The sequence below is a fragment of the Methylobacterium longum genome (assembly GCF_022179385.1).
Classification (GTDB): Bacteria; Pseudomonadota; Alphaproteobacteria; order Rhizobiales; family Beijerinckiaceae; genus Methylobacterium; species Methylobacterium longum.
Genome location: NZ_BPQS01000007.1, coordinates 98,051 through 119,690 on the forward strand (window position 1 = coordinate 98,051; position 21,640 = coordinate 119,690).

24 protein-coding genes are annotated in these 21,640 nt (G+C 70.7%); 11 read left to right on the forward strand and 13 right to left on the reverse strand.

The window, feature by feature from the left end; all coding sequences use genetic code 11:
• Nucleotides 1–7: 7 nt before the first annotated feature.
• The gene (locus MFF58_RS08820; protein WP_238286695.1) at nt 8–430 is read right to left on the reverse strand and encodes a DUF1810 domain-containing protein; all 423 of its coding nucleotides are present in this window, start codon (nt 428–430) and stop codon (nt 8–10) included.
• Nucleotides 431–531: 101 nt separating this feature from the next.
• On the opposite strand from MFF58_RS08820, the gene MFF58_RS08825 reads away from it, so the two are divergent.
• A complete protein-coding gene (locus tag MFF58_RS08825; RefSeq protein ID WP_238286696.1) occupies nt 532–915 on the forward strand; it encodes a hypothetical protein in 384 nt (127 codons plus the stop codon).
• Nucleotides 916–953: 38 nt separating this feature from the next.
• On the opposite strand, the gene MFF58_RS08830 is transcribed toward MFF58_RS08825, so the two are convergent.
• Nucleotides 954–1,238: a hypothetical protein gene (locus MFF58_RS08830; protein WP_238286697.1), complete on the reverse strand. Its 285-nt coding sequence runs from the start codon at nt 1,236–1,238 to the stop codon at nt 954–956.
• 174 nt (nt 1,239–1,412) lie between these two features.
• Between MFF58_RS08830 and MFF58_RS08835 the strand changes: the two genes are divergently transcribed.
• Nucleotides 1,413–1,685: a DUF2061 domain-containing protein gene (locus MFF58_RS08835; protein ID WP_238286698.1), complete on the forward strand. Its 273-nt coding sequence runs from the start codon at nt 1,413–1,415 to the stop codon at nt 1,683–1,685.
• Nucleotides 1,686–1,956: 271 nt separating this feature from the next.
• The gene (pcaD, locus tag MFF58_RS08840) at nt 1,957–2,757 is read left to right on the forward strand and encodes a 3-oxoadipate enol-lactonase (RefSeq protein ID WP_238286700.1); all 801 of its coding nucleotides are present in this window, start codon (nt 1,957–1,959) and stop codon (nt 2,755–2,757) included.
• A 79-nt stretch (nt 2,758–2,836) separates the two neighbouring features.
• On the opposite strand, the gene lanM is transcribed toward pcaD, so the two are convergent.
• The 6 genes from lanM to MFF58_RS08870 all read right to left on the reverse strand — a co-directional run bounded on the left by lanM (nt 2,837) and on the right by MFF58_RS08870 (nt 9,159).
• Nucleotides 2,837–3,250, reverse strand: a complete 414-nt coding sequence (gene lanM, locus MFF58_RS08845; RefSeq protein ID WP_238286702.1) for a lanmodulin LanM — start codon at nt 3,248–3,250, stop codon at nt 2,837–2,839.
• Nucleotides 3,251–3,786: 536 nt separating this feature from the next.
• On the reverse strand, nt 3,787–5,406 hold the full coding sequence (locus MFF58_RS08850; protein WP_238286703.1) for an ABC transporter substrate-binding protein: 1,620 nt from the start codon (nt 5,404–5,406) through the stop codon (nt 3,787–3,789).
• Nucleotides 5,407–5,540: 134 nt separating this feature from the next.
• The gene (locus MFF58_RS08855; RefSeq protein WP_238286705.1) at nt 5,541–6,602 is read right to left on the reverse strand and encodes an MBL fold metallo-hydrolase; all 1,062 of its coding nucleotides are present in this window, start codon (nt 6,600–6,602) and stop codon (nt 5,541–5,543) included.
• Between the two features lie 120 nt (nt 6,603–6,722).
• Nucleotides 6,723–6,959, reverse strand: coding sequence for a DUF6894 family protein (locus MFF58_RS08860; protein ID WP_238286706.1), 237 nt, complete (start codon nt 6,957–6,959; stop codon nt 6,723–6,725).
• 104 nt (nt 6,960–7,063) lie between these two features.
• A complete protein-coding gene (locus tag MFF58_RS08865) occupies nt 7,064–8,113 on the reverse strand; it encodes a Rieske 2Fe-2S domain-containing protein (protein WP_373323303.1) in 1,050 nt (349 codons plus the stop codon).
• Between the two features lie 416 nt (nt 8,114–8,529).
• A complete protein-coding gene (locus tag MFF58_RS08870) occupies nt 8,530–9,159 on the reverse strand; it encodes an ATPase (RefSeq protein ID WP_238286708.1) in 630 nt (209 codons plus the stop codon).
• Nucleotides 9,160–9,472: 313 nt separating this feature from the next.
• Between MFF58_RS08870 and MFF58_RS08875 the strand changes: the two genes are divergently transcribed.
• The 5 genes from MFF58_RS08875 to rimM are packed head-to-tail and all read left to right on the forward strand — an operon-like array spanning nt 9,473 to nt 12,691.
• Nucleotides 9,473–9,703: a glutathione S-transferase gene (locus tag MFF58_RS08875; protein ID WP_238286709.1), complete on the forward strand. Its 231-nt coding sequence runs from the start codon at nt 9,473–9,475 to the stop codon at nt 9,701–9,703.
• 15 nt (nt 9,704–9,718) lie between these two features.
• Nucleotides 9,719–11,287: a signal recognition particle protein gene (gene ffh, locus MFF58_RS08880; RefSeq protein ID WP_238286710.1), complete on the forward strand. Its 1,569-nt coding sequence runs from the start codon at nt 9,719–9,721 to the stop codon at nt 11,285–11,287.
• Nucleotides 11,284–11,616 carry a chorismate mutase gene (locus MFF58_RS08885; protein ID WP_238286711.1) on the forward strand — a complete coding sequence of 111 codons (333 nt, stop codon included), beginning with the start codon at nt 11,284–11,286 and terminating at the stop codon, nt 11,614–11,616. Before ffh ends, MFF58_RS08885 begins: the two co-directional genes overlap by 4 nt.
• A gap of 4 nt (nt 11,617–11,620) precedes the next feature.
• On the forward strand, nt 11,621–11,983 hold the full coding sequence (rpsP, locus tag MFF58_RS08890) for a 30S ribosomal protein S16 (protein ID WP_192706308.1): 363 nt from the start codon (nt 11,621–11,623) through the stop codon (nt 11,981–11,983).
• Nucleotides 11,984–11,995: 12 nt separating this feature from the next.
• Nucleotides 11,996–12,691 carry a ribosome maturation factor RimM gene (rimM, locus tag MFF58_RS08895; RefSeq protein ID WP_238286712.1) on the forward strand — a complete coding sequence of 232 codons (696 nt, stop codon included), beginning with the start codon at nt 11,996–11,998 and terminating at the stop codon, nt 12,689–12,691.
• Between the two features lie 23 nt (nt 12,692–12,714).
• Here the strand turns inward: rimM and MFF58_RS08900 are convergent, their stop codons facing one another.
• Together MFF58_RS08900 and MFF58_RS08905 are read right to left on the reverse strand one after the other, a co-directional pair.
• Nucleotides 12,715–13,506, reverse strand: a complete 792-nt coding sequence (locus MFF58_RS08900) for a bestrophin-like domain (protein WP_238286713.1) — start codon at nt 13,504–13,506, stop codon at nt 12,715–12,717.
• A gap of 191 nt (nt 13,507–13,697) precedes the next feature.
• Nucleotides 13,698–14,429, reverse strand: coding sequence for a class I SAM-dependent methyltransferase (locus MFF58_RS08905; protein ID WP_238286715.1), 732 nt, complete (start codon nt 14,427–14,429; stop codon nt 13,698–13,700).
• Between the two features lie 75 nt (nt 14,430–14,504).
• Here MFF58_RS08905 and trmD point away from each other — a divergent pair, with 75 nt between their 5' ends.
• A complete protein-coding gene (gene trmD, locus MFF58_RS08910) occupies nt 14,505–15,254 on the forward strand; it encodes a tRNA (guanosine(37)-N1)-methyltransferase TrmD (RefSeq protein WP_238286717.1) in 750 nt (249 codons plus the stop codon).
• Nucleotides 15,255–15,615: 361 nt separating this feature from the next.
• Complete coding sequence (locus MFF58_RS08915) at nt 15,616–16,785, forward strand: phosphoserine transaminase (RefSeq protein WP_238286719.1); 1,170 nt, start codon at nt 15,616–15,618, stop codon at nt 16,783–16,785.
• Between the two features lie 248 nt (nt 16,786–17,033).
• Here the strand turns inward: MFF58_RS08915 and MFF58_RS08920 are convergent, their stop codons facing one another.
• The 3 genes from MFF58_RS08920 to tesB all read right to left on the reverse strand — a co-directional run bounded on the left by MFF58_RS08920 (nt 17,034) and on the right by tesB (nt 20,143).
• A complete protein-coding gene (locus MFF58_RS08920; protein WP_238286721.1) occupies nt 17,034–18,533 on the reverse strand; it encodes an ammonium transporter in 1,500 nt (499 codons plus the stop codon).
• 72 nt (nt 18,534–18,605) lie between these two features.
• The gene (locus MFF58_RS08925) at nt 18,606–18,944 is read right to left on the reverse strand and encodes a P-II family nitrogen regulator (protein ID WP_010683623.1); all 339 of its coding nucleotides are present in this window, start codon (nt 18,942–18,944) and stop codon (nt 18,606–18,608) included.
• Between the two features lie 299 nt (nt 18,945–19,243).
• Nucleotides 19,244–20,143, reverse strand: coding sequence for an acyl-CoA thioesterase II (gene tesB / locus MFF58_RS08930; RefSeq protein WP_238286723.1), 900 nt, complete (start codon nt 20,141–20,143; stop codon nt 19,244–19,246).
• A gap of 99 nt (nt 20,144–20,242) precedes the next feature.
• On the opposite strand from tesB, the gene MFF58_RS08935 reads away from it, so the two are divergent.
• A complete protein-coding gene (locus tag MFF58_RS08935) occupies nt 20,243–21,508 on the forward strand; it encodes an FAD-dependent monooxygenase (RefSeq protein ID WP_238286725.1) in 1,266 nt (421 codons plus the stop codon).
• The last annotated feature ends 132 nt before the right edge of the window (nt 21,509–21,640 follow it).

The window sequence follows — 21,640 nt, forward strand, 5'->3', positions numbered from 1 at the left end:
GCCCGGCTCAGCCAAGCTTTTCCAGGGTGAGGGGGTCGGGTGAGCCAGCAAAGTAGTGCGCCAGCGCCTCCGCGAAGCACGGCTCCTCCGGTGCGGCGGCGGCGAACAGGGTCATGCTGGAGCGGAACTTCACGTCGTCGGGAGTCCCGAAGATCGCGTTTGCCGAGCGTCCGGACAGGGCGTTGACGGCTGCCGTGCAGGCGCGCAGGCGTGGCCCGAGCAGCGGATGGCCGAGATAGGCGCGTCCCTCATCGAGGGACCGGATCGCGTAACGCCGCGCCATCGAGCTGAGGCCCAGCCCGGCGATCTGCGGGAAGATGAACCACATCCAGTGGCTGCGCTTCTCCCCGGCTTGAAGCTCCGCCAGCGCCCGCGGATAGATGCCTTCCTGTGCCGCCACGAAGCGGCCGAGATCGTACGCGTCGTTCATCCTCTCGCTCCTCGGTACCCCTATGGCCGGCGCGTCACCCGCGCGGCCGATCCGAGACGCTCTCGGCCGCAGATCCACCGGCCCGGTGTAAGCGCGGACGCATGCTCGAATCCCTCGTCGCCTTCATGATCGCGAACCCGGCGGCCAGTCACGCCCTCACGGCGGTCCTGGAGACCGTGGGCGTGGCGGTCGCCATGGTCGCGCTGCGCGGTCCGCGCCCGGAAGTCACCGCAGCCCTCGTCGTGTCGAGCTACTATTACGGCCGCGAGGCCGGACAGCGCGAGCACGACCTCAAGCATGCCGGCTGGGAGGCCGTTGAGGCGCATCTCGGCGCCGAGTTCCTGTACGGTTGGACGCTTCCGAACCTCCAGCAATGGGTCGCGCCGACCTGCACGGCTTGGGCGGTGGCTGCGGCCATCGTCCTGATCCGGTCCCGGACCGGGCGGGACGCGACCACTGTCCCGTCGAACCGCAGATCATCCTAGCGCCCGCCTCACGTTCCGCGCGCACCGCGGCCGGGTGCTCAGGTCCGCCGGAAGGGCCCCTCCGGCGGACCGATCTCGCGACGATCGCCGAGGAGCCGCCGCCCTGAGGCGATGATCTGGACCGTGTCGGGGCTGTCGCAGTGGCGCCCCGCCAGCGCCTCCAGATCGCGCAGGTCGTCGGTCGCCGGACCGCGCAGCGTCTCACCCCGTCCGATTACCGGCTCAACCTTCGCGGTGACCAAACCGGCTACCGTCTCCCAGATCTCAGCCGGGCGGGTCGCAGGCTCGCGGGATGTAGGATCCTGAACCGAAGGCTCGTGCATCGCGCGTAACCCTCCCGCTTCGCAGCGTGCTGTGCCGGGCGAATGTCCGTGATCCGCATCGACACATGTTGCAGGCTGGCCGCCGGCGCCAGCATTCCGGAGGGACCGTGATGCGGTCCGTGGACCCGACGCCGATCCGCGCGTTGGCCGGTGAATCAACCGCAGGATTCCGACATGGCCGGGGAAGATGTGCCAGCCCAGGACCGAGCCGGTCCGGTCCCCGCGGAGCAGCGGGCCGCGCTCGCCCGCGAGAGCCGGGTCCGCTCGATCGCCAAGGCGGTGAGCTGGCGCATCATCGGAAGCCTGGACACGCTGGTGCTGTCCTACCTGTTTACCGGGAACGTCCTCATCGCGGGGTCCATCGCGTCGACCGAGACCGTGACCAAGACGGTTCTGTACTACCTGCACGAGCGCGGCTGGAGCCTGATAGCGCTGGGCCGCGCCTGACCGGGACGCCGCGATGCCCCCTCAGCGGGACCGCCGGCAAGACGAGCGCTCACTCCGAGCGGCGGCACGCCCGCGGTCCGGAGCACGGGAGCGACGATCGCGATCGGGGCTGCGGCCTCGCATCACGGGCACGGCGGATCCTGTGGCGAACGGGCCCGTGCTGTTTCGGCGGGTGCTGCCCATCGGCCGGAGCGAGACCTATCTCGACGGGGCTTGCTTCCTGCGGGCGTGATGCGCCGCGGAGGTGAGACCGTCATTCGGAGGTTACCGCATGTCCCAGATCGCAATCGGCGGACTCACGTTCCGCTACGTCCTCGCGGGACCGGAGGACGCCCCGGTGGTCGCCTTCTCGAACTCCCTCGGGGCAACGCTGGAGATGTGGGACGGAGTGCTGCCGGTACTGGGGGACCGGTTCCGCACGCTGCGCTACGACACGCGAGGACATGGCGGCTCGCAGACCCGCGACGCGCCCGCGGAGATCGCCGATCTAGCCGGTGACCTCGCGGGACTGCTCGACGCCCTCGAGATCGGCCGCGCCCATCTGGTGGGCTTGTCGCTCGGTGGCATGACCGTTCAGGCCCTCGCGAGCGCCCATCCCGAACGGGTGCTCAGCGCGACCCTGATGGCGACGGCGGCGCACTTGCCGAGTGCGCAGAGCTGGAACGAACGCGCCGACACCGTCCGGAGCCAGGGCACCGGCGCCGTCGTCGAGGCGACCCTGGGCCGATGGTTCACCCCCGGCTTCGCCGAACGCGCGCCCGAGGCGATCCAGGCGGTGCGCGCGCGCTTCCTGGCCTGCGACCGGGTGGGTTACGCGGTCTGCTGCGGCGCCATCGGACGCATGGACCTGAGGCCGGTTCTTCCCGCCATCACCGCGCCGACACTCGTGATCGCCGGACGCGATGATTCCTCGACGCCGCCCGCGATGGCGGAGGAGATCTGCCGGGGGATCGCTCAGGCCGAACTCGTGGTCCTGCCGCGAGCCGCCCACCTCCTGGCCGTCGAACGCGCGGGGGCCGCCGGTGGCTACCTGCGGGCCTTCCTCGAACGCAACGCGGCGTCCGACGCCTGAGGCCGACAAACGGGAAGGCCCCCGCGGATACGACCGCGAGGGCCTCCCTTCGCGCTCCTTCAGGAACGCTCACCGCGCCTCACTTGATAAGGGCAAGGAGCGCCTTGCCGGCCTTCGAGTTCAGCTCCTTGGCATCCAGGGTACCGTCGCCGTCCGGGTCGGCCATCTTGAAGCGCTCGCCGACCGCCGCGAGGTACTCCTTCTTGTCGAGGGTGCCGTCGCTGTCCGGATCGGCCCGCTTCACGCCGGCCTGGCTCAGACGACCCTTCAGCTCGCGGGCATCAAGGGTGCCGTCCGCATCCTTCTCCAGGCGATCGAAGGTAGCCGAGGCCACCGCCTCCACTTCCTTCATGTCGACGGTGCCATCGTTGTCGGTGTCGATCATCTTGACGGCGCTCGCCCCGCTCACCGGCTTGGCCAGCGCAGCCGGAACCGAGAATGCGGACACGGCGAGGGCTGCCGCGGCGAAACCACTGAGGATACGAAGGGTCATTGCCAGATGCTCCCGAAATTTGATGCTTGGTCGTCCTAATCCTAGCGCAGCCATGCTGCAAGTGCGAAATCGCCTGCCCAGGGTCGCGCGTCGTGTTTGGATGTTCCGCGCGCAGAAAAAGGGGCCGGCGGATGCCGGCCCCTTCCTGTAGGGCTAGTCCTCGAAACCGAAGTGGAGCGCCGAATCAGTATCCGTAGCCGCGGCGGGCCACGGAACGATCCTTGTCGAAGCGGTGACGCCGGTAGTAACACCCTCGTCGCAGGTGCGGACGCAGCGATACTCTTCGCGGCCGACGTCACCGTCACGCTGGGCGCGGGCATGCAGGTCGACGCGCGGGCCGCCCGGTCCGATGTCGACCTGCGCTGCGCCGCTGCGCCGAAGCCGGGACGACCGTCGGCACGGTGGGGGCCAGAACGGCGCCAGCGAGCAGGGTCCTCGTGGGACGCTCCTGCGTGCCGTGGCGACCCGACACGTTCTTACGAAGATCGCTCCCGGCCGCCCCGTCGTCGCTGCCGCGCCCGAGGTATCCCGTGGGATCAGGCGAGTGTCGCCAAGTCCTGAAACCAATGCTGAGCCTGAACATACTCCTTCACTCGTGGTGACAATGCGTGGGGATTGGTGTCGTGCACCACCCACACCTGCACGGCATCATCGACGACGATCCCGTGGATGCGCGCCAGCAGCCTGTTCTGCTCATCCGCGTCGAGGCTCGCCTTCACTTGGTCGCAGAGGGCGTCGACCTCGGGATTGCGATAGTGACTCCAGTTCACCCCATTCGGGGCGATCTGCTTCGAATCGTAGAAGCGCAGGATCGCGTAGAACGGGTCCGAGGTGACGTACGCGATGTTGCCGGCGGTGACGCCCTTGAGGCTCGGATCGGCCGCGCCCTGGCGCCAAGCCGTGTAGGCGACTTCGAGCTCCACGGTCTTGAACTCGACCTGGATGCCCACCTCGGCCCAGCTCTGCTGCAGAAACTCATTGATCGGGAGCGACAGCATCTGCCCGGTGCCGCCCGTGGGGATCAGGATCGTGGCCTTGACGGGCTTCTGGACGGAGTAGCCGGCCTGCTCCACGAGCTTGCGGGCCGCGTCGACGTCGGTCTTGATCTGGAAATTGGGCTTGCCGAACCACGGGCTCGACGCCTGAACCTGCCCGATCGCCGGCTGGGCGAGGCCGCCCATCAGCTCGACGACGCCGGCGCGGTCGATGGCGAGGTTGGCCGCCTTGCGCAGACGCAGGTCCCGCCAGGGCGAGCCCTCCAGCATCGATAGGTGGTAGTTCCAGACATGGGGCGTGTCGTTGCCGACGACGCGCATGCCGGCGGCCTTCAGCCGTGGCACCGCGTCGGGCGCGGGCGATTCGATCAGGTCGACGTTGCCGGACAGGAGCGCGTTCACCCGCGCCAGATCCTCGGGAATGCAGGTGAGCGTGAGTTTGGCGAGCTTCGGGACCCGCTTCGGATTCCAGTACGCGGCGTTCGGTAGGAGTTCGAGGCGCACCCGCGGGACCAGCTGGCCCATCCGGAACGGCCCGGTGCCGGCCGGCGCGAAGGCGAACTTCGCCCAGTCGCGCCCGACCGCCTCGTACTGTGCGGGCGAGGAGATCAGGAACCACAGCATCTGGTAGGGGAACAGGCTGTCGGGAGTCTTGGTCGTGACCTGAACGGTCTTGGCGTCGAGCTTCCGGTAGCTCGCCACGCCGGGCAGGCGCGGGCGGACCTGGGCGGCCTGCCGCTGATCGAAATGCGGTGCCTCCTTGTTCAGCACCTTGTCGAAGTTCCAGATCACCGCGTCGGCATCGAAGCCGGACCCGTCGTGGAATTTGACGCCCTCGCGCAGGTGGAAGGTCCAGACCTTGGGGTCCGCCGGGTCGCTGGACCAGTCGGTGGCGAGCCCGGGGACCATCTTGCCCGGCCGGTCCGCGACGTCGAGTTCCCACGCCACCAGCGGGTCGTAGAGGGTCAGGCCGGTGAACTGGTAGCCGCCGGCGCCCCGGTCCGGCTGCCCGGTGGTGAGCGGCAGGTCGGTCATCGAGATGCCGTAGGTCAGGCCGCCGGGCGCTGCGCCCTGTGCACCGGCCCGGCCCGGAGCCGCGACCGCGGCGAGCGCCGCGGCCCCGGCCATCAGGGATCGACGTGTCGGCTTGATCGAGTCCATCGTGTCTCTCGGCTGAGGGCGGATGCGCCGCACGGAGCGGCGCCCGCCTCTCAGGCGTGCGGCGGCGCTCCCGCGCCGCGAACCCGTGCCGCACACAGAATGATGCACGCATCATGCCGAGCTGGACGGCGGGTTCAGGCCTCCCAGACCTGACCGGGCCGGAGCGCCAGGAACCGCTCGGGCGGCAGGCCCGCGGCCCCGAGTGCCGCCGTCAGGGCCTCGGCGGGTCGCTCGATGCCCTCGTCGGTGAGCTGGAAGGTGCCCCAGTGATGGCCCAGGGCCTGCTCGGCGCCCAGCAGCGTGAAGGCGTCGACGGCCTCGGCGGGATTGACGTGCTGGGCCCGCATGAACCAGCGCGGCTCGTAGGCGCCGATCGGCAGCGTCGCCAGCCTCGGAGGCCCGAAGCGGGCTCGGATCTCGCGGAACAGGCCGCCATCGCCGAAGCCGGTATCGCCGACATGGTAATGCACGCCGCGGGGCGAGGTGATCACGAAGGCGCACCACAGGGCCATGCGCCCGTCGTTGACGCCCCGGGCCGACCAATGGTTCGCCGGCGTGAGGTAGACCTGGAGCCCGTCGCCGAGATCGACCGTCTGGCCCCAGTCGCGGGTCTCGACGTGCATCGTGTCGTCGTAGCCGCGCAGGATGGCGTCGTTGCCCAGGGGCGCCACGATCAGCGGCTGGTGCTGCTGCCAGATCCGCGCGAGGCTCGGCCCGTCGAGATGGTCGTAGTGATTGTGGGTGATCAGCACCGCGTCGATGGGCGGAAGATCGGCCGGGGCGATGCCCGGCGGGTTGACGCGCCGGGGCCCGGCGAAGCGGACGGGACTCGCCCGTCTGGCAAAGACCGGATCGATCAGGATGTTGCGGCCCGCGACCTGCACGAGGTAGCTCGCATGGCCGATGAGCACGACCCGCAGGCCGGCGACGCGCTCGGGCGGATGGTCCGCTGGATAGGGGCTGGGGGCGCTCTTCGGCCAGGGCTCGCGCTGCCGCTTGGCCTGCCAGCGGAGTACGTCCGGCAGCGACTTGTCGGTGGCCTGATCCGGCAGGAAGAACCGCAGGCCGTCGAAATGATCGGAGGTCGGCCCGCTGTAGTACGGGTTCCTGCCGCGCCGATGGGCGGCGTAGCCGACACCACCGAGAGTCATCACCGTGGCCGCGCTGGCGACCGTAAGCAGGCTGCGCCGTTTCATGGGTGTGAGATGGCCGCAGGCGCGGACCGGTCAAGCTCTCCGGCGGCGCGGCCGGGCGCCTCAGGGGAGACCCCGGGGAAATTCAGGGACGCCTCAGCAGCGACTGGGCAGCGGGCCCGCTCAGTCGACCGCCTCGGCGGCCAGCGACAGCCGCGCCCGATAGACGACCTTCCCGACACCGTCGCGCACGCAGGCGACGTAATCCTGACGTTCGACGTCGGGCAGCATGTCGCGGGCGATCGCCGACATGATGCGGGTGACCTTGGCGCGCGCGGCCGGCAGGTCCGGAAGATCGAAGCCGACCTCATCGCGGATCGGCTGCAAGCCGTCATGAAGATCGATGAAGAAGCGAGGCATCAGCGCAAATTGTCTCAATGAGAGGTAATGCACCGAAACGATTGATCTCCTATGGTTAACAATGCCTTAAACGACCGGCTTTCGGAACTACAGCCGGCGCACTGTCAGGAGCGCCAGCGCAGGTCCCGCCGCTCCAGCGGGTTCGTGAAGGACCGCCCGTCGCGCGCCGCTTCCAGCGCCTCGCGCTTCAGGCGGAAATACCATTGCGAGGGCAGATCGCCCTGGCCGAACAGCACCATGGTGGGCTTTCTATCCAGGCCGGCTTGCGCGTGCTGAAGCACCTCCTGGTCCTGGGTGAGGAACTGCCGCATCAACGGGCGCGCGACCGGCTTGAGCAGGTTCAGCGCCGGCATGCTCCAGTAGAGGGCGTTGGTAAGAAGGGTCCGGTCGGCGGTCAGCGGCGTCGCGAAGGTAAAGTTCGCCACGCGCTTCTCGCCCGCGCGGATGCGCTCCAGGCGCACCCCGGGCAGGCGGAACTCGATCTCGACCTCGGGCACGCCGCCGAGCAGCCGGTAGATCGGCGAACTCGTCGTGGTGGCGTGGCTCGTCATGACGAAGCCGTGCGGCACCGGCTGGAAGGTCTTCACCTTCTCGCGGAGCTGCTTCGAGGGGCGGAACCACCAGGAATCATGGACGAAGGCGACGTGCCCCGGGTCCACGAGGCTCAGGGTCGTCAGATCGAAGGAGGCCTCCACCACGAGTTCGACCACGAGCGACCCGGCCGGCTCGAAATCCAGCGCCGGAACCGCCGGCACCTCCCCGGCGGCGGGACCAAGATGTGGGTTCACCCAGAGGAACCCGGCGCTCTCTCGGACGGGGAAGCGCTGAACCTGGATGCGTGAGAAATCGGCGGCGTCCTGCTCCGACAGTGTCGGAACGTCGCGGCAGCGCCCGTCCGTCCCGAAGCGCCATCCGTGGAACGGGCACATCAGCGTGTCGCCGTCGAAGCGGCCCTTCGACAGGGCCATGCCGCGATGGGGGCACCGGTCGCGCAGCGCGAAGGGACTGCCATCCGGGGCGCGCCCGAGCACGATCTGCTCGCCGTTCAGTTCCACGGCCCGCAGCCCCGTGCTCCCGCCGGACCTGCCGCTGGACTTGCCGAGGCCTCGGGACTGGCCGACGCAGTACCACGCATTGCCGAGCGGCTGGCGCATCGAACCGGGATCGAGGTCAGGTTCCTCGGCGGGGCGCGGCGGATTCGTGAAGGGCGCGTTCAAGGCGGTTCGGGCTGACCACGGATGGCCCGTCATACGCCCGGTGCCCGGAGTGGGGAAGCGCGGCACCGAGGGAGGACAAACGGGCGCAGGCGCGGGGCTTCACAAGTCCGGCGCGGCCACCTACCTTCGCCTCACCCGCAACGAACGAAAGGAGGTGATCCAGTGTCTCATTGTCATCAGCCGTGTGTCTCGGCTCATCGGACCTGGACCGTCGCCTCCGGCGCGTCGCTCTAAGACGCGTCAGAGACCCGATTTCGGGACAGTTCCGCCGGACACGACGGTTCGGCAATGGAAGGGCCACCCACTCGGGTGGCCCTTCGGCTTTTCGGGGGTCTCGACGAAGACCGGCGCGCTTAGCGCTTCTGCATCTGGAACAACGGCTGGGCCAGCGCCTCGGTCCGCGCGCGCCACAGGTCGCGCTCCTCGCGCAGCGCGTCGCGCTCACCCGCCAGGGTAACGGCCTCGGTGCGCAGGACGTCGCGCTCGACGCGCACCCGGTCGTGTTCGAGCCGCATCGCCTCGCACTCGGCAAGCAGCCGCGCGCGCTCGGCCTTAAGCGCCTCGCGCTCGGCGCGGACCTCCTCCTGTTCTGCCCGCAGATCCTCCAGGGAGCCCATCTCCTCGCGGATGTGCTCGCGCAGCGCCCGGATCTCCTGCGCCAGGATCGCCTGCAGCTCGTCCTTCCGCTCGGCCTCCAGGCGGAGCTTGGCCTTCAGCATCAGGTTCTCGGCCATCAGCTCGGACAGGTCGGCATCCTCGACCGTCTCGTTCTGCGGCACGGCCGGCTCGACGATCCGCGGCGACCAGCTCGCCTCGGCGGGGCGCGCGCCCTTCGACTCCGGCGACATCTCCGGGGCGCGAGGCTCGCTGCGCGTCTCGGCCGGGCTGTGCGTCTTCATCGCGGCGAGCCAGTCTCGGAGCGGGCCCGGCGCGGTGCGGGTGCCGGCGTCGATCGGCGGCGTGGAGCGGGCGGGTTCCGACATCGGCGGGCGTCCTGAGCGAATACCCGCCGATGACAATCCGAACATGCTTAACGATCGGTAAAGCCCGACCGCCTCGCGACGCCCCATCGCAGGTTCGCCCCGGGGCACTAAGGCGAAGCGCGGGTGCGCAAAATTGACTTTCCCGCATATCGCGGCTACGCCCCGCCCTCCCGATCCGTAGCAGATCGACCCGTGCCAAGCCGACCGGCCCCGTGAGGCCGGAGGTCAACGCCCGACAGCGCGTGCGCGCCCTCGGGCGCGATGGGCGTTGGGCCGCGCCGCCGCGACGGGATCCGCCGGCCGAGGCACCCGCATGACGCGAGATCAGCAAGCGTTGCAGCACGAGTTGCACATCGAGGACGCGATCAACGAGACCTGCCCGTGGTCGGGCAAGCCGATCTCGGCCGACGCGCTGACGCTCTACAGCGGCGCCGTGGTCGGCTTCTGCAACCCGGATTGCCGGGACAAGTTCGCGAGCGCCCTGCGCAGCTTCGAGGCCGCCCTCCAGGCGCGCCGCGTCGAGCGCTCCGGCCTCGAACAGTAAGCGCGGGTCCAGACCATGTTCGAAGGCCTGTCCGACCGCCTCTCCGGCATCCTCTCGGGACTGACGCGCCGCGGCGCGCTCACCGAGGCCGACGTCACCGCCGCCATGCGCGAGGTGCGCCGCGCCCTGCTGGAGGCCGACGTCGCCCTTGAGGTGGTCCGCGGCTTCACCGACCGGGTGAAGGAGAAGGCCGTCGGCGCCGTCGTCCTCAAGTCGGTGACGCCCGGCCAGATGGTCGTGAAGATCGTCAACGACGAGCTCGTTGCGATGCTCGGCACCGATGCCGAGACCGTCGATCTCAACGCCCCCGCCCCGGTGCCGATCCTGATGGTCGGCCTGCAGGGCTCGGGAAAAACCACCACCACCGCCAAGATCGCCCGGCGGCTCTCCGACCGCGAGAAGCGCAAGGTCCTGCTCGCCTCCCTCGACACGCGCCGCCCGGCCGCCATGGAGCAGCTCGCGGTTCTGGCGAAGCAGGTCGGCGTCGAGTCGCTGCCGATCATCGCCGGCCAGTCGGCGGTGCAGATCGCCAAGCGCGCCATGGACGCCGCGCGGCTCGGCGGCTTCGACGTGGTGATGCTCGACACCGCCGGCCGCACCACCGTGGACGAGGCCCTGATGGCCGAGGCCGCCGAGGTGAAGGCCGCGACCCGGCCCCACGAGGTCCTGCTCGTCGCCGACGCGCTCACCGGCCAGGACGCGGTCAACACCGCCCGCGCCTTCGACGAGCGGCTCGGCGTCACCGGCATCGTCCTGACCCGCATGGACGGCGATTCCCGCGGCGGCGCGGCCCTGTCGATGCGCGCCGTCACCGGCAAGCCGATCAAGCTCGTCGGCGTCGGCGAGAAGGTCGACGCGCTGGAGGAGTTCCACCCGGCCCGCGTCGCCAACCGCATCCTCGGCATGGGCGACATCGTCTCGCTCGTCGAGAAGGCCGCCGAAACCATCGACCACGAGCAGGCGCTCCGCACCGCGGAGAAGATGCGCAAGGGCAAGTTCGATCTCGAAGACCTGTCCATGCAGCTCGCCCAGATGGAGAAGATGGGCGGCATCGGCGGCCTGATGGGCATGCTGCCCGGAATGGGCCAGATCAAGAAGCAGGTCGAGGGCGCCAACCTCGACGAGAAGATGTTCAAGCGCCAGCGGGCGATCATCTCGTCGATGACCCCGCAGGAGCGTAAGAACCCTGATCTGCTCAAGAACAGCCGCAAGAAGCGCATCGCCGCGGGCTCGGGCGTCGACGTCTCGGAGATCAACAAGCTCCTGAAGATGCACCGGACCATGGCCGACATGATGAAGGCGATGGGCCAGGGCAAGCGCGGGATCGGGCAGGCGCTCGGCTCGATGTTCGGCCTGGGCGGGGGCGGGATGGGCGGCGGGATGGGCGGCATGCCCGGCCTTCCCCCCGGCATGCCGGAGCCGACGCCGGAGCAGATCGCTCAGATCGAGAAGCAGTTCGGCGGCAAGCTGCCGCCGATGCCGCCCGGCCTGGGCGGGGGCATGCCGAAGCTCCCCGGACTCCCCGGCCTCGGCGGCCCGAAGCTTCCGGGCCTCGGCGGGTTCATGCCGGGGAAGAAGAAATGAGCCTCCTCTCCGCTCAAGCCGTCGATCCCGAACTGGCGCGCCTGCGGGACAGCATCGACAATTTCGATGCGGCGCTGATCCATCTCCTCGCCGAGCGTTTCCGCTGCACGCAGCGGGTCGGCGAGCTCAAGGCCCGAAAGGGGATCCCCCCTTCCGATCCGGACCGGGAGGCCCGTCAGGTCGCCCGGCTCCGCAAGCTCGCGGTCGAGGCCAAGCTCGACCCCGATTTCGCCGAAAAGTTCCTGGCCTTCGTGGTCAAGGAGGTCATCCGGCACCACCAGTCGATCGCGGCGACGCACGAGTCGGCGACCGACACCGAGAGAAAGTAAGACCATGGCCCTCAAGATCCGCCTCACCCGCGGCGGCGCCAAGAAGCGCCCCTACTACCGCATCGTCGTCGCCGACGCCCGCGCCCCGCGCGACGGCCGCTTCATCGACAAGGTCGGCGCCTACGACCCGATGAAGGCCAAGGACGATCCGGCCCGCATCATCCTCGACAACGAGAAGATCCAGAGCTGGCTCGCCAAGGGCGCGCAGCCGACCGACCGCGTCCTGCGCTTCCTGGATCAGGCCGGCCTCGCCAAGCGCCCGACCCGCAACAACCCGCAGAAGGCCGAGCCGGGCGAGAAGGCCAAGGAGCGCGCCGCCAAGCGCGCCGAGAAGGCCGCGGCGCCCGCTGAGGACGCCGCCGCGTAAGGCGCTCCGGTCATGGCGCGCCGCCCCGCAGGTCCCTCTCCCCGCGACGGCGGCCGCCGCGGCCGCACGAGTACGGCGGTCGGCGCGATTGCGCCGGACGCCGCGACCTCGCCCAAGGCGCCGGCCCCGAAGCCGGCCCCGAAGCCCGTGGCGGTCGACCCGAGCCTCGTCCTCCTGGGCGAGTTCGGGCGCGCGCACGGGCTGAACGGCGAGATCCGCCTCAAATCCTATACCGGCGACCCACTGGCGATCGCCGATTACGGCGCCCTGCTGACCACGGACGGGCGCACGCTGACCCTCGCCGACGTGCGTCCCGCGCCGGGCTCCTCCCCCGACATGCTGATCGCCCGCGTGACGGGCGTCACCGGCCGCAACGCCGCGGAGGTGTTGAACCGCGTCGGCCTGTTCGTGCCCCGCGACCGCCTGGCCGCCTCCGAGGACGCGGACGAGGTCTACGCGGCCGACCTGATCGGCAGCACGGCGGTGGACGCGGCCGGAACCCCGATCGGGACGGTCGTGGGCGTGCCGAATTACGGCGGCGGCGACCTCCTGGAGCTGCGCCCCCTGGGCGGCGGCGCCACCGCGCTCCTGCCGTTCACCAAGGCCTTCGTGCCGGTGCTGGATCTGGCCGGGCGGCGCGTCACCGTCATCGCGCCGGAGGATTTGTTCGCGCCGGCCGGCGAGAAGCCGGCGGACGATCCGGGCTGAGCGCGCGACGCCGGGATCGCCCGCTACGGCGCGGGCCCCGTCACGGCCGCCCGCGCGATGATCAGCGGCTCGGCGCTCATCGCCAGCGGGCCGTCGAACGGGCGCTCGTGCAGGGCGATCAGGCCGAGGGTCGCCACCATCGCCAGCGAGAACGTCGTCAGGACCGTCGCCTGTGCGGGCCGGTGCTCCGTATGGACGAGGCCCAGGGCGACAAGGGTCAACGCCGCCAGGATCAGCAGGGTCAGCCATTTCGTCCCGTCGCTCGCGGTCTGGCTCAGCGCCAGCCGCTCGCCGCGATCGGCCCTGAGCGCCATGGCGGCGCTGAGCAGGGCGGCGTGCGTCGGCGCGCCCGCCTCCGCGGTGATCTTCGGATCGGAGACGGCCTCGAGCAGGTGCCGCAGCCCGCTTCCGGCCTGGGGCGCGTAACCGCCCTCGCCCATGCGGGGCCATTCCTGCGTGATCACCAGATCGAGATACTCGGCCAGCGCCGTCCGGATGTTGTGCATGTCGGACACGGAGGCGAGGCTGAGGTCGTAGAGCGCCAGGGCATTGGCGCGCTCAGCCTGCAGCGTACGCGCGGCCGAGCGCTGACGCTCCCAGGCGTCGTTGGCCACGAAGCCGGTGAGCAGGGCCAGCAGGGTCGCGAGCGCGGTGAAATAAGTCGGCACCATCCCGGCGCCGAGCCGGACGATCAGCGGGCGGGTCCGGCGCACGTGGGCAGCCAAGCACAGGAGGGCGCTGAGGGTGGCGAACGGCACCGCCAGGAGGGCGAAGATCGCCCAGACGGGCTGATCGAGCCAGAGTCCGAAGAGCATGCGTCAGCCCGCACCGAGAACGACGGAGCGCGATCCTGAGGCTCGCGGGCTGAGAAAGCATGAAGACGGGACGGCGGCCGTGGAACCGGAGCGCTGGAGTGCTCGCCGCCGAACGGGACACCGGTCCGGCCCGAGCGCGCCGGAACCAAGCCGCAGCGCAGTGCCCGGCTGCGCTGCGACCGAGGATCGCCCTAGCGCGGCGTCGCCGCATCCCGGCAGGGACGGATCGTCTCCGGCCTCGGCTGCTCGTCGGGTGCGGGTGCGGCGAAGACCGCGAGGTAGGCCCCGTCCTTCAGGGGCTGAAACGCGGTCTCGCGGTAGCCTGCGGCCTTGAGTTCGCAGCGCAGGAGCGCCGGCGGGGTGCCGTGCCGAGAGGGGATGGTGTCGGCGTCCACGATGCCGACCCGGCCGCCGGGGCGCATCGCGGCCGCGAGATTGTGGAGCAGCCCGAAGGGCTGGGTGATCTCGTGGTACATGTGGACGAGGATCGCCGCGTCGACGGAGGCCGCGGACAGGCGCGGATCGTGCGGCTCGCCCTGCACCACCGTCACGTTGGCGCGCCCCGCCACGCGCTTCTCCAGGGCCGCGAGGTAATCGGGCGTGACGTCCTCGGCCAACACCCGGCCGCCCGGCCCGACCCGCTGGCTCAGCCGCACCACGTAGTAGCCGCTGCCGGCGCCGATATCCGCCACCGTCTCGCCGGCCGCGATGCCCATTCCCTGCGCCACGGCCTCGAACTCGCCGGCCCGGTCGCGCTCGGCCTCCGAGGACCAGCGCGGGGCGACGATCTCGGCCACCGGCCGGTCCGGCTTCGGGAACGCGCCTGCGGGCGCGCCCGGCGGCGCCATCGGCTCCGCGGCGAGAACCGGCCCTGCAAGGAGCAGGGCGAGGGGAATGGAGAGCGAGGCCACGGCGCGGATCATCGCCGACAACCGGCGAGGGACCCGATCGGTGCCGGCGCCGTTGACCGTGCCGCACCCCGCGCGCGATCAAGCGGCATGACGCGCACGGACACGCCCTGGCGGGCCACGATCCTGACCCTCTACCCGGAGATGTTTCCGGGCCCCCTCGGCGTGTCGCTCTCGGGCGACGCGCTCGCCCGGGGCGACTGGACGCTGGAGGCGCGCAACATCCGGGAGCACGGCCTCGGTCGCCACCGCTCGGTGGACGACACCCCGGCCGGCGGCGGCGCCGGGATGGTGCTGCGCTGCGACGTCCTCGCCGCCGCGATCGACGCGGCCACGGGCGAGCAGGATCGACGGCCCCGGCTGCTGATGTCGCCCCGCGGACGTCCCCTCACGCAGGCGCGGGTACGCGCCCTGGCCGAGGGTCCGGGGGCGCTGATCGTCTGCGGACGTTTCGAGGGGGTCGACGAGCGGGTGATCGCCGGGCGCGGCCTCGAGGAGGTGTCGATCGGCGACTACGTGCTCTCCGGCGGCGAGGTCGCCGCTCTGGTGGTGCTCGACGCCTGCGTGCGGCTCCTGCCCGGCGTGATGGGCAAGATGGCCTCCGGCGTCGAGGAGAGCTTCGAAGGCGGCCTCCTCGAATACCCGCATTACACGCGCCCCCGGGACTGGGAGGGGCGTGCGATTCCCGACGTGCTCTCCAGCGGCAACCACGCCGCCATCGCCCGCTGGCGCCGGGCGGAAGCCGAGCGCATCACCGCCGAGCGGCGCCCGGACCTGCGGGGCGGGAGCGCACCCGATCAGGCCGGCTCCAAATCGATCACCGGGCCGTCGCGGTCGTAATCGATCGGGTCGAGGCACAGCGGCTGCGGCGCCGGGCGTCGGAGGCGGCTCGGGAGCGCGGCGTGGGCCGTTAAGGCTCCAATAACCACAAGCAGAACAGACCAGACCGCCAATATCGCGGCGCTGTGGATAGTCATAGGCGTACCTCGAACACAACACGGCACGCCATTAAGGCTAACGCTCCAGGCTTAATCGTCTGTTCCGCGCCCGCGGAGAGGCTGTCCCGACCAGGGGCATGGGCCGAAGACTGCCCGCCCGGCAGCCGCTTGCCAGCCGCTTGCCAGGCGCGCGGTTTGGGCGCATGCGCGGGCTCGGGAACTCCTCCCCGCCGAGGAGCGCCCATCTGCAAGGATGGACCGTCATGACCAGCCGCCCCGCGCAGCGCCCGCGCGTGCCCCATTTCTCCTCAGGCCCCTGCGCCAAGCGCCCCGGCTGGACCCCCGCCGCCCTGTCCGACGCCGCGCTGGGCCGCTCGCACCGCTCCCCCATCGGCAAGGATAAGCTCGGCCGCGCCATCGACCTGACGCGCACCGTGCTGCAGGTGCCGGCCGATTACCGCATCGGGATCGTGCCGGCCTCCGACACCGGCGCCGTCGAGATGGCGATGTGGACGATGCTCGGGCCGAAGCGCGTGGAGGTCGCCGCCTGGGAGGCGTTCGGCAAGGAGTGGGTCACCGACGCGCTCAGGCAGCTCAAGATCGCGCCGCGCATCCACCAGACGCCCTACGGAATCCTGCCGGACCTCGCGGCGATCGACACGAAGCGCAGCGACGTGGTCTTCACCTGGAACGGCACGGCGGCGGGCGTGAAGGTCCCGGACGGCGCCTGGATCGCCCCGGACCGCGAAGGTCTGACGATCTGCGACGCGACCTCGGCGGCCTTCGCGCAGCCGCTGCCGTGGGACAAGCTCGATGTCGTGACCTTCTCCTGGCAGAAGGTGATGGGCGGCGAGGCGGCGCACGGCATGCTGATCCTGTCGCCCCGGGCGGTGGAGCGGCTGGAGAGCCACACCCCGTCCTGGCCGCTGCCGAAGGTCTTCCGCCTGACCAAGGACGGCAAGCTGATCGAGGGCATCTTCAGGGGCGATACGATCAACACGCCCTCGATGCTGGCCGTGGAGGACTACCTCGACACCCTGGCCTGGGCCGAGCGGATCGGCGGCCTGAAGGCGCTCCACGCCCGGGCCGACGCCAATGCCAGGACGATCTACGACTGGGTCGCCCGGACGCCCTGGATCGCACCGCTGGCGGTCGACCCGGCCACGTACTCGAACACGGGCGTCTGCCTCGTGATCGCCGATCCGGACGTGCTGGCCCGCGGCGACGCGGCGGTCGCGGCCTTCGCGGCCGGGATCGTCGGGCGCCTCGACCGGGAAGGCGTCGCCCTCGACATCGGCGCCTATCGCGACGCCCCGGCGGGCCTGCGGATCTGGTGCGGCGCCACCGTCGAGACGTCGGACCTGGAGGCGCTCACGCCGTGGCTCGACTGGGCTTTCGCGGAGGAGAAGGCGGCTCTGAGCCGGGCGGCGTGAGGCAGCGGATCGTGAGCACCTGATCTTCGGCTCCCTCGAGTGCGCCGCGAAGAAGCCGTCCCGACAGCACCGCACTCCCTGGAGCCCTCCTTCGCGGACTCCGCTGCGCACAGGCGCCTCCGGATGAGGGCGTGGCCGCAGCCTTCCCCCACCGGCCCGCGCCTCGGCAAAGAAAAACCCCGGCCCACATGGAGCCGGGGTTTCCCATGCCGGGGACGCGGCCCCGTCGGACCGCGCGCCGTCCGATCTCAGTAGTTGTAGGCGCGCTCGCCGTGATCGGCGATGTCGAGGCCCTCGCGCTCCTCCTCCTGCGTCACCCGCAGGCCGATCGTCAGGTCCACGAGCTTGTAGAGGATCGCCGAGCCGATGCCCGACCACAGCAGGGTCAGGCCGACCGCCTCCGCCTGCACGATGAGCTGGCTCATCATGTCGTAGGCGCCCACGACCATCTCGCCCGGCTTCGAGCTGTAGTCCGGGATGCCGACGCCGCCGAGGTTCGGGTCGACCAGGATGCCGGTCGCCAGAGCGCCCAGGATGCCGCCGACGCAGTGCACGCCGAAGACGTCCAGCGAGTCGTCGTAGCCCAGCGCGTTCTTCACCGTGGAGCACATCACGAAGCAGACCACGCCGGCCACGAGGCCGAGCACGATCGAGCCCATCGGGCCGGCGAAGCCGGAGGCCGGGGTGACGGCCACGAGGCCGGCCACCGCGCCCGACAGCATGCCGAGAAGCGAGGGCTTGCCCTTGAGGGCCCATTCGGCGAACAGCCAGGCCACCGCGGCGCCGCAGGTCGCCACGAAGGTGTTCAGCATCGCCAGCGCGGCGGTGCCGTTGGACTCGAGGTTCGAGCCGGCGTTGAAGCCGAACCAGCCGACCCACAGCAGCGAAGCGCCGATCATCGTCATGGTCAGGGAGTGCGGGGCGAGCAGGTCGCGGCCGTAACCGATGCGCTTGCCCATGATCAGGCAGCCGACGAAGCCCGCGATGCCCGCGTTGATGTGCACCACGGTGCCGCCGGCGAAGTCGAGGGCGCCCTTCTGGAAGAGGAAGCCCGCATCCTTGTTGACCGCGTCCAGAGCCGCCTGCGCGGCCGCCTTCGAGGCGTCGTCGGTGGCGGCGGCCAGCGCCTTCGCGGCGTTGCCGACGGCATCCGGTCCGCCCCAGTACCAGACCATGTGGGCCATCGGGAAGTAGATGACCGTGACCCAGAGGATCGTGAACACCACCAGGGCGGAGAACTTCATCCGCTCTGCGAAGGCCCCGACGATCAGCGCGGGCGTGATCATGGCGAAGGTCATCTGGAAGCACAGATAGACGTATTCGGGGATCACGACGCCGTTCGAGAAGGTTGCCACCGTCGAGTTCGCGTCGATGCCCTTCAGGAACGCCTTCGAGAAGCCGCCGACGAAGTCGTTGATGCCGCCGCCGTTGGTGAAGGCGAGACTGTAGCCGTAGAACACCCAGAGCAGTCCGACGATCGACACGATCGCGAACACCTGGGTCAGCACCGAGAGCATGTTCTTGGTGCGCACGAGGCCGCCGTAGAACAGGGCGAGGCCCGGAACGCTCATCATCAGCACCAGGGCCGAGGAGATCAGCATCCAGGCCGTGTCACCCTTGTTGGGGATCGGGGACGGCGGGGGCGACGCGGCTTCCGGTACCGGGGTCTGGGCGAGGGATGGCTCGATCAGGAGGGCGGCGACGGCCGCCCCGCCCAAGCCGAGCATGAGGGCATGACGAAGTTTCATGGGCACGTGGCTCCAGGTCTCAAGTCCGTGTTGGTTCAGGAGGTCTACGGTCCGGGCGCGCCGGGCCGCGGGTCAGAGGGCGTCCGCGTCGGTCTCGCCGGTCCGGATGCGCACCGCCTTCTCCAGCGGCATCACGAAGATCTTGCCGTCGCCGATCTGGCCGGTGCGGGCGGCTCCCGCGATGGCATCGATCACGCTCGACGTCAGGTCGGAGGCGACCGCCACCTCGATCTTCAGCTTGGGCAGGAAGCTCACCGCGTATTCCGCCCCGCGATAGATCTCGGTGTGGCCCTTCTGGCGGCCGTAGCCCTTCACCTCCGTCACCGTCAGGCCGTGGACGCCGATGCCGGTGAGCGCGTCGCGCACCTCCTCGAGCTTGAACGGCTTGATGATGGCCATCACGATTTTCATGGGCGACGCCCCCTTCGAAGTCCCTGGGAACCGTTGCCGTCGCCCGGCCTGCGGACGACCCGGCCCGGATCGTCCGCGGGGACGGGAAGGCCCGCGGTTGGACGCCGCTATTCAAGGACTATGCCACGCAAGCTTGACCGCGACTGAGGCCGCGCGGCACCGGTCTGCCCACGGATTAGCCGCGCGCGACCAGATTCAGGGCACGCCTCGGAGAAAATCTGCCGTCGAAATAAACAACTTGCTCAAAAATGCGCATTCCGCCCTGTGGCGGATACGCAACGCACGCGCAGCAAACGACTTTAATCCCGGATCGGACGGATCAAACCCTCCTGCGCCACGGACGCGACCAGACGGCCGGCGCGGTCGAAGATCTGCCCGCGAGCGAATCCGCGGGCGCCCCCGGCCGCGGGGCTGTCCTGCGCGTAGAGGAGCCAGTCGTCGATTTTCACGGGGCGGTGGAACCACAGCGCGTGGTCGAGGCTCGCCGCCTGGATGGTGGGATCGAACACCGACCGGGCGTGCGGGATCAGCGAGACGTCGAGCAGGGTCATGTCGGAAGCGTAGGCGAGAACTGCCCGATGAAGGGCCGGATCATCCGGCAGGGCCGAGGCGGCACGCAGCCAGACGTTGAAGACCGGTTCCGGCGGGCGACCGCCCATCCCGGCCGCGATGTAGCGGTTGAGATCGACCGGCCGCAGCGCGATCGGCCGCTCGCGGCCGAAATAGGCGGCGATCGCCTCGGGCATGCCGGTACCGCCGGCCGCCGCCAGGGCCTTGCCGTCGAGGAGCCCGTCCGGCCCCGCCACCGCCGGCATCGCGGGCTGGTGCGTCAGGCCCTCCTCGGCGACCTGATAGGAGACCGTCGTGGCGAAGATCGCCCGCCCGTGCTGGATCGCCTTGACCCGGCGGGTGGTGAAGCTCCGCCCGTCCCGGATGCGCTCGACCTCGTACACGATGGGCGTCCGGGGATCGCCCGGCAGCAGGAAGTAGGCGTGCAGCGAGTGCGCCGGGCGATCGTCCGGCACGGTCCGGGTCGCGGCGACCAGCGCCTGTGCGACGACCTGTCCGCCGAAGACGCGCCGCCACCCCGTCTTCGGGTTCTGGCCGCGGAACAGGTCGACCTCCAGGCGCTCCAGGTCGAGGATGGCGATCAGCTCGGCGACGGCATCCGTCACCGCATCGGTATTGGCGTCGGTCATGGCCCGCGGGGTTTCCGTTCGTTGCCCGCGTGCGACATAGGCGTTTCCGACGAACCAATCCACGCGTCCCGCACGCGGGAGCCAAGGAGATCCGCCACGATGACGGACGAGACGCCCCGCCCCGGCAGCCGCAACCTCCTGATCGCCGGCGGCGGCCTGCCCAGCCTCGCCCTCGCGCTCGCCCTCAAGCAGGCCCACGGCCCGGCCCTGGCCGTGACGGTGATCGATCCGGGCGCCGCCGATCCCGCGCGGCACCGCGGCCGCGCCTACGCCCTCGCGGCGGGCGGACGCCGGATGCTGACCCAGCTCGGCCTGTGGACGCGCGTGGCGCGCGCGGCGGAGCCGATCGCCGAGATGGTGATCAGCGACAGCCGCCTCGCCGATCCGGTGCGGCCCGTCTTCCTGACCTTCGGGCGGGAGGACGAGGATGCGCGCGCGGCCGACGAGCCCTTCGCCCACATGGTCGAGGCGGAGCCCCTGGCCGAGGCGCTGGCGGAGGCCTGCCGGGCGGTCGGGGTGGCCTTCGTCACGGCAGGGGTGGAGCGCGCCGTTCCGGAGGGCACGGCGATCCGCGCCCGCCTGACGACCGGCGAGAGCCTGCGGGGCGACCTGCTGGTGGCCGCCGACGGCGCCCGATCGCGCCTGCGCGAGGCGGCGCGGATCGGGTGGGTCGGCTGGTCCTACCCACAGGTCGGCATCGTGGCGACCATCGGCCATGCCCGACCGCACGAGGGACGCGCCGTCGAGCATTTCCTGCCCGCCGGTCCCTTCGCGATCCTGCCGCTGCGGGACGGCGGCAATCTGGGCCACCGCTCGTCCATCGTCTGGACCGAGCGGGCGGACGAGGCCGACGCCCTGCTCTCCGGAGACGCCGACGAGGTGCTGGCCGAGATCGAGCGCCGTTTCACCCTGGATCTCGGGGTGCTCGCGCTCGAGCACGGCCCGAGCCGGCACCCCCTGGCCTTCGGCCTCGCCCGCGCCTTTCGGGCCGAGCGCTTGGCCCTGCTGGGCGATGCCGCCCACGTGATCCACCCGATCGCCGGCCAGGGCCTCAACCTCGGCCTCGCGGACGCCGCCGCCCTGGCGGAGGCGGTAACCGGGGCGCTGCGCCTCGGCCTCGATCCCGGCGGCCCCGACGTCCTGCGCGCCTACGAGCGCGCCCGCCGCTTCGACAGCTTTGCCATGGCGGCGGCCACCGACGGGCTGAACCGCCTGTTCTCGAACGATGCCCTTCCGCTGCGGCTCGCCCGCGATCTCGGCCTCGGGATCGTGGACCGGTTGCCGGGGTTGAAGCGCTTCTTCATTGGCGAGGCCGCGGCCGCGCGCGGGTCGCGGCCGCGGCTGATGCGGGGGGAGGCGCTGTAGCGACGCGCAGCGGCGGTGGGCCGAGGCGGCTTCCTCCCGACATGGCGATGCTCGACACCGGCATGGTCACGACGCCGATGACGGCCCGCGACAGCCGCCCTCTCCCAAGCGGGAGCGGGGCTCGACGCCGCT